Origin of the sequence: Streptococcus sp. 20925_1_77 (assembly GCF_041432125.1) — a bacterium.
Lineage (GTDB): Bacteria > Bacillota > Bacilli > Lactobacillales > Streptococcaceae > Streptococcus.
In genome coordinates this window covers 22,970-36,451 of the sequence record NZ_JAPVZB010000008.1, presented here as the reverse complement: position 1 = coordinate 36,451, position 13,482 = coordinate 22,970, and the positions used below count along the sequence as shown (strand labels likewise).

Annotated in this window: 10 protein-coding genes and 1 pseudogene; 1 reads left to right on the top strand and 10 read right to left on the bottom strand. The window is 42.6% G+C overall.

Annotation, left to right across the window (positions count from 1 at the left end):
- Positions 1-22: 22 nt before the first annotated feature.
- From O3626_RS05780 to O3626_RS05735, 10 genes and pseudogenes are all read right to left on the bottom strand, one after another.
- On the bottom strand, positions 23-718 hold the full coding sequence (locus tag O3626_RS05780; protein ID WP_371495788.1) for a gamma-glutamyl-gamma-aminobutyrate hydrolase family protein: 696 nt from the start codon (positions 716-718) through the stop codon (positions 23-25).
- 178 nt (positions 719-896) lie between these two features.
- On the bottom strand, positions 897-2,417 hold the full coding sequence (locus O3626_RS05775) for an ABC transporter permease/substrate-binding protein (RefSeq protein ID WP_371495786.1): 1,521 nt from the start codon (positions 2,415-2,417) through the stop codon (positions 897-899).
- Positions 2,410-3,138, bottom strand: coding sequence for an ABC transporter ATP-binding protein (locus O3626_RS05770; RefSeq protein ID WP_129824475.1), 729 nt, complete (start codon positions 3,136-3,138; stop codon positions 2,410-2,412). The genes O3626_RS05775 and O3626_RS05770 overlap by 8 nt, the downstream gene beginning before the upstream one ends.
- Positions 3,131-3,985 (bottom strand): SDR family oxidoreductase, encoded by an 855-nt coding sequence (locus O3626_RS05765; RefSeq protein WP_371495783.1) that lies wholly within the window; start codon positions 3,983-3,985, stop codon positions 3,131-3,133. The genes O3626_RS05770 and O3626_RS05765 overlap by 8 nt, the downstream gene beginning before the upstream one ends.
- A 17-nt stretch (positions 3,986-4,002) precedes the next feature.
- Complete coding sequence (locus O3626_RS05760) at positions 4,003-4,452, bottom strand: MarR family winged helix-turn-helix transcriptional regulator (protein WP_003009927.1); 450 nt, start codon at positions 4,450-4,452, stop codon at positions 4,003-4,005.
- 309 nt (positions 4,453-4,761) lie between these two features.
- Positions 4,762-5,175 (bottom strand): YjdF family protein, encoded by a 414-nt coding sequence (locus O3626_RS05755; protein WP_073949360.1) that lies wholly within the window; start codon positions 5,173-5,175, stop codon positions 4,762-4,764.
- A 141-nt stretch (positions 5,176-5,316) separates the two neighbouring features.
- Positions 5,317-6,560: pseudogene (locus tag O3626_RS05750) on the bottom strand (acyl-CoA thioesterase/BAAT N-terminal domain-containing protein).
- 56 nt (positions 6,561-6,616) lie between these two features.
- Positions 6,617-7,072, bottom strand: a complete 456-nt coding sequence (locus tag O3626_RS05745; RefSeq protein ID WP_003018344.1) for a MarR family winged helix-turn-helix transcriptional regulator — start codon at positions 7,070-7,072, stop codon at positions 6,617-6,619.
- A 99-nt stretch (positions 7,073-7,171) separates the two neighbouring features.
- Complete coding sequence (gene leuS / locus O3626_RS05740) at positions 7,172-9,673, bottom strand: leucine--tRNA ligase (RefSeq protein WP_371495781.1); 2,502 nt, start codon at positions 9,671-9,673, stop codon at positions 7,172-7,174.
- Positions 9,674-9,793: 120 nt separating this feature from the next.
- Positions 9,794-11,770 carry a peptide ABC transporter substrate-binding protein gene (locus O3626_RS05735; protein WP_070505340.1) on the bottom strand — a complete coding sequence of 659 codons (1,977 nt, stop codon included), beginning with the start codon at positions 11,768-11,770 and terminating at the stop codon, positions 9,794-9,796.
- A gap of 165 nt (positions 11,771-11,935) precedes the next feature.
- On the opposite strand from O3626_RS05735, the gene O3626_RS05730 reads away from it, so the two are divergent.
- Positions 11,936-13,258 carry a DUF1958 domain-containing protein gene (locus O3626_RS05730; RefSeq protein ID WP_371495779.1) on the top strand — a complete coding sequence of 441 codons (1,323 nt, stop codon included), beginning with the start codon at positions 11,936-11,938 and terminating at the stop codon, positions 13,256-13,258.
- Positions 13,259-13,482: the final 224 nt, after the last annotated feature.

Below are 13,482 nucleotides of genomic sequence, written 5' to 3'. Positions count from 1 at the left end.
TTCCTAAGAGAGCTGGTCCTCATTATAAGTCATTCACAACATATTCAAAGAGTTTGTGGTCTGCTGGACTCTTGTCAAAACGCAGTTCCGGATGCCACTGAACGCCGAGAAAACGACTCTCATCTGTGGATTGAACCGCCTCTATGACGCCGTCTTTGGGATCCCGCGCGATTACTTCTAAGCCAGCTGCCAAGTCTTTGATACTTTGATGGTGAAAGGAATTTATGCGACTGGTCTTACCATAGATCTCTTGTAAAACCGTCTGATCCTTGGTCACCAGCTCTTGGCTGGTGTACTGACCTGGATTGTCCTGCCAATGGTGTTCAATGTCTTGATGCAGAGTTCCCCCTAGAGCGACATTGTAGAGTTGGGTCCCACGGCAAACGGTAAAGATCGCTTTTTTAGCCGCACGCGCTTCCTCAATCAAGGCCAACTCAAAAAGATCACGTTTTAAGAGGTAGTCGTCGCTATCAATGGTGATTTCTTCTCCATAAAACTTGGGCAAGACATTTTGACCACCAGTAATGATGAGCTTATCAATCATCGACATGTAGTGTTTGGCCATGTCCGCATCTCCAATTGGCAAGATCAAGGGAATTCCTCCCGCCTCTTTGACCGCTTCGACAAAACCAGTCGCCGCATAACTCATGTTCGCGTCTGGATCATCTGGGAAGGGTCTTTCATTTCCTGTAATTCCAATCACTGGCCTTTTTTTCATACTTGTTTCCATATACTTTCATTCGTTTTCAAGGCTTATTGTAACACAATTTTAAGCTAGACTCAATGGAGAGTTTTTGAAGAGAAGGCCTCTCCCTCTATAACAAAAGCTTGCTGAAAAGGGTTAAAATTGCTTCCTATCAAAAAATCCTCAAGTGCGAAGACTTGAGAATTGTTTGTTAATTTTTGATAAACCCTTCTTTTACCAAAAAGTCACGCGCTACTTGAGCAGCAGGCTTACCTTCTACTCCGACTTGGTAGTTCATCTGACTCATTTGGTCTGCTGTGATTTTACCCGCCAACTGATTGAGAATCCCTTCCAATTCAGGGTGTTTCTTAAGAAGAGTTTCTTTCATGAGGGGCGCCCCTTGATATGGCGGAAAGAGTTGCTTATCATCTTCAAGAACCACCAGGTCATAGCGAGCCAGCTCGGCATCCGTTGAGTAAGCATCTGTGATCTGGATGTCACCGGACTGGATCGCCTGGTAGCGAAGGGCTGGCTCCATGGTGGAGACTTGTAGATGAAGACCATAGACCTTCTGCAAACCCTTATTTCCGTCCTCTCGATCGTTAAACTCCAAGGTAAAGCCTGCCTTGAGTTGTCCTTCCACCTTTTTCAAATCTGAAATGGTCTTGAGGCCATACTCTTGGGCAATTTTCTTAGGCACCGCGACAGCATAGGTATTCTGATAAGCCATGGGTTTGAGCAAGGCCAGGTTGTCTTGTTTCTTGATCCCATCTCGAGCCGCTTGATAGACTGCTTCTGGATCATGGTCGACTTGCGGCGCCGGCTTGAGGAGACTTTCGGTCACAGTCCCTGTAAACTCTGGATAGATAGCGATATCCCCTTTTTTCAAGGCTTCATAGAGGAAGGTAGTCTTGCCAAAATTCGGTTTGACGGTCACTGTCATATCCGTATTTTTCTCGATCAAGATCTTATACATATTGGCGAGAATTTCAGGTTCAGGACCTAACTTCCCAGCAATGACCAGGTTTTCTTTCTTCGGTTTTGGAAGAAGACTTTGCGTATAAGAAGCTCCTAATCCAATCACCATCACAGCAAAGGCCGCAAAGATGGTCCTCAATTTAGCCTTTTCCATCCATTTGAGAAGAAGGTTAAAAGCAATGGCTAAGAAGGCAGAAGATAGGGCACCGATCAAAATCAGACTCGCATTATTGCGGTCAATCCCTAGAAGGATAAAGGAACCGAGTCCCCCTGCTCCAATCAAGGCAGCTAGGGTAGCCGTCCCGATAATCATCACAGCGGCCGTGCGAATCCCAGACATAATGACGGGCATGGCCAAGGGAATCTCGAACTTCTTGAGTCGCTCCCACTTGGTCATCCCAAAGGCGACCCCTGCTTCTTCAAGGCTTGGATCAATCCCTTGTAAACCAGTGATGGTATTTTGAAGGATGGGGAAAATGGCATAGATGACAAGAGCTGTTAAGGCCGGAAGCGTCCCGATTCCCATAATGGGAATGAAGAGGCCGAGAAGAGCCATGGAAGGAATGGTCTGGAAGATCCCAGCTAGCTGTAAGACCCAGTTGCTTGTTCTTTTGTGGATACTCAAATAAATAGCTAGAGGAACAGCTAGAAAAATCGCAAGGAGCAAGGTCAGTAATGACAGTTGCAAATGTTGCCCCAGTGCAGCGAGCCAGTCCCCAAAGCGTTCTTGAAAGGTTGCAAGTAGTTTAGACATGGTGAGCACCTCCAAATAGATCTGCGACAAAGTCGTTGGCTGGCTGGGCAAGAATGGTCTCAGAATCCGCTACTTGTACAATCTCTCCTTCTTGCAGTACTGCAATCCGGTCGCCTAATTTTAAAGCCTCGTCCGTATCATGGGTAACGAAGATGGTGGTCATACCAAACTCTTTGTGCAATTTTTTAGTCAAAGCCTGCAACTGCTTACGGGAGATGGCATCCAAGGCTGAAAAAGGTTCGTCCATCAATAGAATTTTTGGCTCTCCAATGATAGCTCGAATAATGCCAATCCGCTGTTGCTCCCCACCAGATAACTCGCTTGGTAACCGATGAGCATAGTCTGCCGCAGGAAGCCCCACCTTGGCCAAGAGTTCTTCTGTTTTCGAAGCGATTTGCTCCTTGCTCCAGCCCTTCATTTCAGGAATGAGAGCAATATTTTCCGCAACGGTCAAGTTAGGAAATAGGGCAATGGCTTGAAGCACATAGCCGGTACTGAGACGTAACTCCCGTTCATCATAGTCCTTGATACGTTTCCCATCCATATAGATATTGCCATCTGTCGGCTCCAAAAGACGGTTCACCATCTTGATCATGGTGGTCTTACCAGATCCTGAAGGACCCACTAGCACCATGAATTCTCCATTTTCAATGCGGAGATTGACATCTTTCAAAATGTCCTTTTCCGTGTAGCGCAGGGCTACATGTTTGTATTCAATCATGTTTTTCCTCAATAAGTTTTCTGTCTCTTAGAATATCCAATAAGCTACTTGCTGGATGCCCTAGGACTTTTTCGACATCTGTAGAAACCCCAGCTTGTTCTCCAGCTTTAATCGCTGTATAGGTGCTGACCCAGGCATCGTACTCCCATGTTTGTGCTGGCCATTTTTTCCGTGACTCATAAGCTTCTTCTACCGATTCATCCACATACGCGATGGTCTTACCGGTCTCTTTTGAGAGAAGCGCTACGATTTCCTCCATAGAAAGTTCCTCTGGTCCTGTTAGATTCAAGGTTTGATTTTTCCATTTCTTAGCATGTAAGAGAATCTCTGCTGCAACCCTAGATGTGTCCTTTCGGGCAACTGCTGAAACCTTCCCACTTCCTGCTGGACCACGAATCTCTCCATTTTCAAGCGCAATATCCATCAAGAAGTCCAAGTAAAAATTATCTCTCAAAAAAGTGTAGGTGAACCCTAACTCCTTGATATAGGCTTCCGTCTGGGCATGATCTCGAGACAAGGTAAAGCTTGCTTTTTCATCTGCTCCGTAAAAGGAGGTATAGACGATATGCTGCACCCCCGCTAGCTTTGCAGCATCTAAAAACTCCTTGTGCTCCTTGACACGCTCTGGATTTTCCCGAGCAGAGACCATCAACAAGGTATCGATACCCTTTAAGGCCTCAACCACCTCTAGAGTATTGGCATATACCATCTTACGGATTTCTGCAGACGCGTAGACTTTTGCCCGCTCTGGACTTCGTGCTAAGTGCACGGAAACCATTCCTTTCTTATCGACAAGATCAGCCATATAAGAGCCTAATTTCCCTGTTACACCTGTTATTCCAATCATAAGCATTTTCCCCTCTACTACAGTTCATTCTCTTTAGCTTTTAGATTGTCAATAATCCGCTCTTGATAGGCTTCAAATTCTCGGATTTCTTGATCAGAAAATCCTTGATAAAAAATCTCTCCCAGTTCTTTGCTGACACGGTCTCCAATTTCCTTTTGCGCCCAACCAAGGTCTGTCAAAGAAATATATTTTTTCCTTTTATCCTGCGTACAAGGTTGAATCGTGACCAGGCCTTGTTCTTCCAATTTCTTAACCATACTGGTCAATGTATTATTGGCTAGACCCGTCGCAAGAGCGATATCTGTCGCAGTAGCGCACCCCAACTCTTGCTTCCACAAAATCGTTAAAATTTTCCCTTGTTCACTTCTGTATTGAGCATCTGGTTCCTTGCTCAAGAGTTTTTGAAAAAGTCGCCCGTTCAATAAGCGTATCTGTAAAGCTTGGTAGCCCCCTTGCATCTTGTCCATTTTGTCTCCTTTTTATTTCTATATCGAAATATCAAAGTCATTGTACCACTGCCTATTACATCTGTCAACTGTTTCTATATAGAAATAACATTTTTTTCTAAGATACTCTTCAAAGAATTCTTGACGACCTCAAAATTGCCAGACTTTTTCTCTTTTTTCACAATTTTTCTTGGAAAAAGAGCAACATTTAAACTCCTTGTAGAACAACAATGAGTTTTACATCTGTTCACTGTAATCCAGAATGAAATTTGTTAAAAAGCCTCGGTAGCGTTCTTCCTACCGAAGCTTTTTTGATGAAAGAGATAAGGGTTAATGTCCTTTATGCTTGTCTCTTCGTTTTTGCTGTTTGCGTTCGAATTTCTCTTGTTTGAGCAATTGCTTTTGGACACTAGATTGATGTTTTGAAATCTTTTTCCTTTCCTCATACTGCAACTGCAATAGTTCTTTCGACTTGGAAGAAATTTTCTTCTTTACTTGTTTCTTCACAGCTCGCTGTAATCGTTTAGGATTCTTGATTTTTACATGTTGCTTAACTGTAGCTTCTGGACTAAAAGATAAATGAGTAAACTGAGTCTGTAACATCTCTAGAATTTCATCATCTTTTGGCTCCTGACCAAATGTCACACGACAAACTTGATAAGTTTCTCGATACACTTGTTCGAACAAACCATGCCAAAATCCATCTTCAAAATAAACTGTCAATCCAATTGAAATTGTTTCCACGACAGCACCTCCTTAAATCTATCCCTAAGAATGGACAACCAAGGAGGAAGGTTACTGATAGGCTTGCCTACGTCTGGACTACCAACCAGAACTGTGTTTTTATCTTAGTTGGGACTATTATAGCATATTTATAATCTTATGTTATTGCTTCTTCAAATACCTATCAAAAAAATGAATCGTAGCCAACCAAGAATCCTTACTCTCTTTCATCAATAAACGCCAATCTTTTCGATAACGATGATTTGGTTGATAAGCCACTGTCAACATGTGACCTGTTTCATAGTATTTTTTAAATGTAATGTGGTGTCCTTTATAATGTGAAACAATATCATCAATTGCTGACGAGGCATCCCATATTTCATCAACAGTACTTCCGAGCAATAAGATTGGTGAATGCATTTGGCCAATATCTATCCTAGCAGAGCAATCTTTAAGGAAGGATTTTTTTAAAAGTTTGCTGAACAGATAATCTCTAAGTCGAAACTTTTGATAGGGAAGTTCTCTTTGCAAATACGTCCAAGAAGAAGAATGGGAGTTCCATTTCCCTTCTATCCCTTCATACACCACATCAGAGGGTGAATTTAGTACCAAACATTGGACGTCATTAAAAATGCTCTCCTCAGCTAAAACTAACTCTGCTCCCTTAGAACGTCCATAGATTCCAATTCTTTCACTATCTACTTGATGATGCTGACGTAGATAATCCTTTGCTTCCACAAGGCACTCTAAAGGAATACGTTCCAAATGTTTTGGGAACCCCTCTAAACCAAAGTAGGCAACTGCTAGGCAAATATAACCTCTAGAAGATAGAAGCTGAGCTATATTCTGTGCCTTTTCAATCCTTCCTTCACTACCGCTCACAATAATCAATGCTGGTGCTTTTATTGCCTTTTTATCATAAAATAGTCTCCCTTGAAAATGTTTCCTGTAAATATCTTGATGACTAATTTGCGAACTCATGTAATGTCTTGTGAAAGTTCTCTCTGCGACGACAGTATTACCTTGTATAATTTTGATTTCCACAAAAAAGTGATCTAATAAAGGAATTTTAGAAAGAGAGTTTGGAAGTTTCTTTTTCCTATTGGTCAAGGGCTTGGCATTGGCTTGGCATTAAAGAATAACCCCATTGTTGCAATATCTTCATAAGAGCCAGAACAAGATGGAGTTTGTGAAATATCAATAATACCATTCTTATCTGATACAAAAGTCGCTGTTGATTTCCATAAAACATCATGAGCTAAAAGCATAGGAGCATTGATACAATAATAATCAGATAAATACATTTCGACTCGATAGGTTTCTCTTGGTTTTAAGCCATCGATGACAATATTAAAAGATTCGTCTGCTAAATCAGACTCTGAGATCAGTTCAATTTGTATATTCATATCTTCCTCTTTTTGTTAATATAATTAACAATATAGTTTTAAAATTACCGTGATTTTTACCACGGCAATTCTTGCCATACCTGTTCAACATCATCCATCAGTTTCATAACCATTTGAAGATCCTCCTCACTATAGTTTCTTAAAACTGAAAAAATGGCCTTTTCAATATGTTCTTGCTGCTCTTTATGGATATTAAAAACTTCAACACCTTTTTTGGATAATATCAGATATTTATTTTTTTCATTATCCGGTGCAAATTCAAAAGTAACGAGGTCTTTCTTAGTTAAACGTCTAACACTCTGAGTAATGGCACTCCTAGATACTTCAAGTAACTCAGATAATTTCACTAGATTCACAGGCTGATTGCGACCTATCAGGTCGATCAAATGGACTTCATTAATAGTGATTGATTTATCAATACTGTTCCTATGCTGAGCTTTTTTCAACTGTTCAAAAGCTAAAGCAAAGCTGTTAAAACGATTATTAAACTTATGCAGTTCTTTCTTATTCATAGCGCCTCTCTTTTGTTAATGATATTAACAAAAATACTATTTATTGTCAAGCTGAGCCTAAAAAGTCCTCCAGAGCTGAACTCTGAAGGATTTTTAAATTTATTTAACAACAATATTAACGAGTTTATTAGGGACACTAATCACTTTCACGATGTCCTTGCCATCGATCTCTGCCTTGACTTTTTCGTCAGCTAGAGCGATTTCTTGTAATTCTTCGCGTGAAAGATCCTTCGCAACCATGAGTTTAGCACGGACTTTACCTTTGATTTGAACGACGATTTCAATTTCGTCTTCAACCAGTTTGCTTTCGTCCCATGTTGGCCAAGCTACATAAGAGATAGACTCACCGGTTGCTGCGACTGTTTGCCAGAGTTCTTCTGCCAAGTGAGGCGCAAATGGGGCAATCAATTGGATAAAGCCTTTGGCATAGTCTACATAAAGTTTATCTTCCTTATTCGCTGCATTGACAAAGACCATGAGCTGAGCAATGGCAGTGTTGAATTTCATCGACTCGATTTGCTCAGTGACAGATTTAACGGTTTCGTTATACACCTTGTCAAGAGCGCCATTGTTTTCCGCAACGATTTCTTTACTTGTGATCAAACGGTACACACGGTCAAGGAATTTACGGCTTCCTTCCAGACCTTCTTCAGACCAAGCGATGGAAGCATCAAGTGGTCCCATGAACATTTCATAGACACGAAGGGTATCCGCACCGTATTGTTCCACCACATCGTCTGGGTTCACCACGTTCTTGAGGGATTTAGACATCTTGGCTGGCGCTTGCTCCAACTCTTCTCCCGTTTCCACATGGAAGAAAGAACCGTCACGTTTTTCAACCTTGTCAGTTGCCACAAGAGCTCCACGGTGATCACGGTAGCTAGTTCCCAAGATCATTCCTTGGTTAAAGAGTTTTTGGAATGGCTCTTTAGTCGGTACAACACCAAGGTCATAGAGGAATTTGTGCCAGAAACGAGCGTAAAGCAAGTGAAGCACAGCGTGTTCTGCACCACCCACGTAGATATCGACTGGCAACCATTGTTTGAGGAGATCCTCGTCAGCCAATTTTTCAGTGTTGTGTGGATCGATATAGCGGAGGTAGTACCAGCTTGAACCTGCCCATTGTGGCATCGTATTCGTCTCACGACGACCTTTGACTCCATCCTCACGAGTCACTTCCAGCCAGTCTGTCAAGTTGGCCAATGGGCTTTCCCCAGTACCTGAAGGGCGGATGTCCTTGGTCACTGGCAAGACAAGTGGGAGTTCACTTTCTGGAACAGCTGTCGAAGTCCCATCTTCCCAATGAATGATTGGGATTGGTTCACCCCAGTAACGTTGACGGCTAAAGAGCCAGTCGCGGAGACGGTAGGTCACCTTTTCTTGACCAAAGCCTTTTTCTTCTAGCCAAGACACGATTTTAGCAATCGCTTCTTCTTTGTTGAGACCGTTCAAGAAGTCAGAGTTGACGTGAAGGCCATCCTCCGTGTAAGCAGCTTCTGTTACGTTGCCACCTTCCAAGACTTCTACGATTGGAAGACCAAACTGTTTAGCAAATTCCCAGTCGCGCTCATCGTGGGCAGGTACGGCCATAACAGCACCTGTTCCGTAGCTAGCAAGAACATAGTCGGCAATCCAGATTGGAATTTCTTTACCATTGACAGGGTTGATAGCATAAGCACCAGTCCAAACCCCTGTTTTTTCCTTGGCAAGGTCTGTACGAGCCAAGTCTGATTTAAGGCTAGCTTGGTGTTTGTAGTCCGCTACAGCCTCAGCTTGTTCAGGTGTCGTGATGGCATCTACTAGTTCATGTTCAGGAGCCAAAACAGTGAAGGTCGCACCGAAAAGGGTATCCGGACGAGTTGTAAAGACGGTGAATTCCTTGTCAGTCCCTTTTACTTTGAAAGTAACGTTAGCACCAGTTGATTTACCAATCCAGTTGCGTTGCATGTCCTTGATAGACTCTGGCCAGTCAAGGTCATCCAAGTCGTTGAGCAAACGTTCCGCATAGGCAGTGATTTTAAGCATCCATTGGCGCATTGGTTTGCGGACAACTGGATAGCCACCACGCTCAGAGGTTCCATCTGGAAGAACTTCTTCGTTAGCGATAGCTGTTCCTAGTTCCTCAACCCAGTTTACTGGTACTTCAGCTTCATAAGCCAAACCTTTTTCGTAAAGCTTAGTGAAGATCCATTGCGTCCACTTGTAGTAGTTTGGATCTGTCGTATTGACTTCACGGTCCCAGTCGTAAGAGAAGCCAAGCGCATTGATTTGGCGTTTGAAGTTAGCGATGTTTTCTGCTGTGAATTCCGCTGGGTCATTCCCTGTATCCATAGCGTATTGCTCAGCAGGCAAACCAAAAGCATCCCAGCCCATTGGGTGAAGGACATTGTAACCTTGCGCACGTTTGAAACGGCTAAGGATATCTGTTGCTGTGTAGCCTTCTGGGTGTCCTACGTGAAGACCCGCTCCAGATGGATAAGGGAACATGTCCAATGCATAAAACTTAGGTTTTGAAGCATCCGTTCCTGTCTTAAAGGTGTGATGGTCAGCCCAGTATTTTTGCCACTTAGGCTCAATTTCTTTATGATTGTAAAAACTCATAGCGTCTCTCCAATTTTCGTGATGCTCCTATTATACCATTTTTAGGCGATTTTTAAAGGTTCAGACAAAGAAAACAGGTCCCATACGGGACCTGTCTTTCCTGTTTTCTTCAAGAAAAGTCTATTTCACATGCTTTTCAAGTTCTTCTTGCGCTTTTTTATTGGATTTTTCTTTTTCTTTCTTCCATTGATCACGCGCTTTGTCGTAGTCTTTAGCCGATACGACCTTGTCTTGAACTTCCAAATATTTATAGTTGAAGGATTGACCCTTGTGGCCTGTCCAAGCAAAGGCTGCGGAGTATGGTACAGTCTTACGAACGCCTGGAGAAGCTCCATCTGAATGGATCGGAATCAAGAGGGCACTATCGGTCAACCAAGCTTGAGCGGCAGCATATTTTTCGTAACGCTTGTTCACATCTTTGGTTTCATTGTGCGCATCTTCGATCAATTGATCGTATTCATCAAAACCAGCTGCTTTTGCGGCCGCATTATCCGTACCAGCATCGAATCCAAAGTAGGCATTGGCATTTTCGCCAGATTTACCACTAGTGATATCAATGTAAGAAGATGGGTCCGTATAGTCTGGTCCCCAACCCAAGTTATTGTTCAAATCCCAGTCTTGTTGCGATGCATTTTCAGCAAAGTAGGTAACCCGTTGCAGGTCATCATCTGAGATCATTTTCAGATCAATAACAATATTTTCTGCTCCTAAAGTTGACTCGATCGACTGTTTGAAGGATTGGGCTTGTTTGATTCCTTCTGTATAAGTTGAAGAAGTTGGAAGGTCCAAATGAATTGGGAATTCAACTCCTTGAGCCTGCAAATCTGCCTTAGCTTTGGCAAACTCTTCTTTGGCCTTGGTTGGATTGTAGAGGGTATCTTTTCCATCTGCGACAGAGACCCCTTTCCATTCATCCCCATAAGCTTCCAAGTCTTTTTCTACTGCATCCCCAAATTGTTGGCCATTGATTTGGACAAAGTTTGGTGGCGTAAAGGTATTACGGATGACCTTATTGGCAGCAGCTTCCCCGTTCGCCTGAGCTACATATGCCTTACGGTTGAAGGCAAACATAATGGCTTGACGGAAGTCTTTATTTAAAATTGCTTTCTTAGTTGAAGTCTTTTGAGCATCTGTGGTCTTGGCTGTAATTTCATAAGACTGACGGTCAATGTTGAAGGAAAGGTTGTAGGTTGAGGAACCTTGGTCACTAAAGACGATATCGTCTTTGTGCTTCTTCTCTACACTCTTATAGTTAGAGCCACTTGGGAAGACACGGGCAACCGTATAGTCGCCTTTATCAAATCCACGGATCAAGGATTCTGAATCTTGTCCATCATAATAGGTCAACTTGACTTTACTGATCTTGACATTATCCGCATCCCAATATGTTGGGTTCTTTTCCAAGGTCGCAGAAGATTTAGAAGTGATGGACTTGATCAAATAAGGACCGCAGTAGAGGATACTAGATGGAGAAGTTCCTTGACCATAGTCATCTCCTTTAGATTTCAGGAATTCTTCGTTAACCGGCATCAAGATCCCCATCGTAGTCTTAGAATTCCAGAAACTTTCCGGTTGGCTCAAGGTATATTGAACGGTATAATCATCAATAGCCTTTACTCCAACAGTTGAGAAATCAGATGTCTTCCCTGAAACATAATCATCCAAGCCTTTGACAGATTTTTGGACCAAGTAAATCGCTTGTGATTTCTTGTCTGCCGCGTGTTTGAGGCCTGTGACAAAGTCTTGGGCTTTGACTTCTCCATATTCTTCCCCTTCAGAAGTCATCCATTTGACCCCTTTACGGAGTTTATAAGTATAGGTCAAGCCATCCTTGGAAACAGTCCAGTCTTTAGCAAGCGATGGGATCAAGTTCCCGTACTTATCCACTTCCAACAAGCCATCTATCGCATTTCCTGTAAACTCGGAAGTCGATTTTTTATTGGAAATCGAGTAGTCTAAGGTATCCGGATCCTGGGTATAGACATAGCTAAATGTCTGACCACCAGAGCTACTAGATTTCCCTCCTGAGCAGGCTGCCAGTACACCAGCTGATAAAAGCAGAGCGCTGGTAGCTAAGAGTACCTTCCCTTTGTTCATATAAATCACCTCATTGTAAAAAATGTTATACTCAATTTAAATTATAGCACTTTCTAGGGAAATGTAAACGCTTTTACTGCGAAATTATCCTATTTTTCCTTTATTTTTTCAATTTCTACTTTTTCTAAAATTTTTTCAAGTTGAATCCCTGGCCTGTATGATATAATGGAATCTATGAATTATGTGAGACATTTACACAAACGACTAAAACGCAGCCTCTTGTCCCTCCTTGTAGGAGTCTTGACATTAGGCCCTATTTCCACTGCTTTTGCGGATGACATCTACCAGCAAGAAGATGTCATGAAAATCGCAGCTGATGCTGGACTGGTATTGGACGATTTTTACAAGCCTAAGGCTGACATCGTCATCGACGCCAATACTGGAGCCATTTTGTACGGAGACAATATCGACACGGTCCGGGACTCCGGAAGCATGGCCAAACTCATGAGTGCCTATGTGGTCTTTCGGGCCCTTAAGGAAGGCAAGATCAAATATGATACCGTGGTCACAGCAACAGAGGCTGATCAAGCTATTTCGGAAAACAATTTGTTAAGTAACTCACCTATTGTAGCTGGTGTGGACTATAAGGTATCTGAATTGATCAAGATGCTCTTTGTTCCATCTTCTAGCGCAGCTGTGATTATGCTCGCAAACGCTGTTACGGACAATGATCCCGATAAGTTTTTGGACTTAATGAATCAGTACGCACAAGAAATGGGGATGAGCCATACCAAATGGCACAATCCAAATGGGGCGATGATCTCGGTGCTTCAAGGCTACTACAACCCTCAGCGCTATGATGTCAATGCCAATAACGAAATCACAGCACGAGACATGTCTATTCTGGCTTATCACATCGTAAACGACCTGCCAGAAATGTTGGAATACACCAAGCAAGCTCACACCACCATCATGGAAGGAACCCCTTACGAGCAAAGCTACGATAATTACAACACTTCCCTCGAAGGTGGAAAGTTCGCCCTCAAAGGAACAGATGGACTCAAGACCGGATCCAGCCCGACTGCTGACTACAACTACACCGCGACAACCAAGCGTGGTAAACAGCGGATTATCGAAGTCATCCTAGGCGTTGGAAACTACGATGTCGAGATCGCCGAAAGCTACCGCAATCAAATCGGAAATACCTTAGCCGAGAAAATGTTTGCGGACTACCAGTATAAAAAAGTCCTTTCTGCAGGCCAACACACCATCGACGGGAAGACCATTCAACTGAAGCAAGACTTTTATGCAACCGTTAAAAAAGGTACGAATCCAGCAATTAAACTGGAAAACAACCGCCTGGTCGTCCAAAACGGCTTGCAACAGGTATCTCCAAGTATTAAAGCGGGAGTGGCCGTAAGTGAGTCTAAAACAACGACCTCTAGCAGTAAAAGCAAAGGACTCGATATCATGTGGCTCTTCTGCTTCCTGCCTGCCGGAATTTTATACCTGATCTTTAAACAAACCGATCCAAAAAGAAGAAAATAGAAAAAGAACTCCCATTACCATAAGGTATGGGAGTTCTTGGTTTGTCGACACAATGATTGAGAACGCTTCATTATTATTTGATATTTCTTATGATTTCTAATCCAATCAAAAATCCCAAAAGCTAGTTTCAGTAGGTTGAAACTTGGCTTTGGGGATTTTTATTTTTTTCACGAGCGATCAAGAAAATCAATCGCCTAACTGAAGTCGAGACTACTTCCTTTGGA

Coding starts and splice junctions, on each gene's coding strand:
- leuS (WP_371495781.1), bottom strand. CDS start 9,673: ATGAGTTTTTACAATCATAAAGAAATTGAGCCTAAGTGGCAAAAATAC.
- O3626_RS05730 (WP_371495779.1), top strand. CDS start 11,936: ATGGAATCTATGAATTATGTGAGACATTTACACAAACGACTAAAACGC.
- O3626_RS05780 (WP_371495788.1), bottom strand. CDS start 718: ATGAAAAAAAGGCCAGTGATTGGAATTACAGGAAATGAAAGACCCTTC.
- O3626_RS05745 (WP_003018344.1), bottom strand. CDS start 7,072: ATGAATAAGAAAGAACTGCATAAGTTTAATAATCGTTTTAACAGCTTT.
- O3626_RS05735 (WP_070505340.1), bottom strand. CDS start 11,770: ATGAACAAAGGGAAGGTACTCTTAGCTACCAGCGCTCTGCTTTTATCA.
- O3626_RS05770 (WP_129824475.1), bottom strand. CDS start 3,138: ATGATTGAATACAAACATGTAGCCCTGCGCTACACGGAAAAGGACATT.
- O3626_RS05760 (WP_003009927.1), bottom strand. CDS start 4,452: ATGGACAAGATGCAAGGGGGCTACCAAGCTTTACAGATACGCTTATTG.
- O3626_RS05765 (WP_371495783.1), bottom strand. CDS start 3,985: ATGATTGGAATAACAGGTGTAACAGGGAAATTAGGCTCTTATATGGCT.
- O3626_RS05775 (WP_371495786.1), bottom strand. CDS start 2,417: ATGTCTAAACTACTTGCAACCTTTCAAGAACGCTTTGGGGACTGGCTC.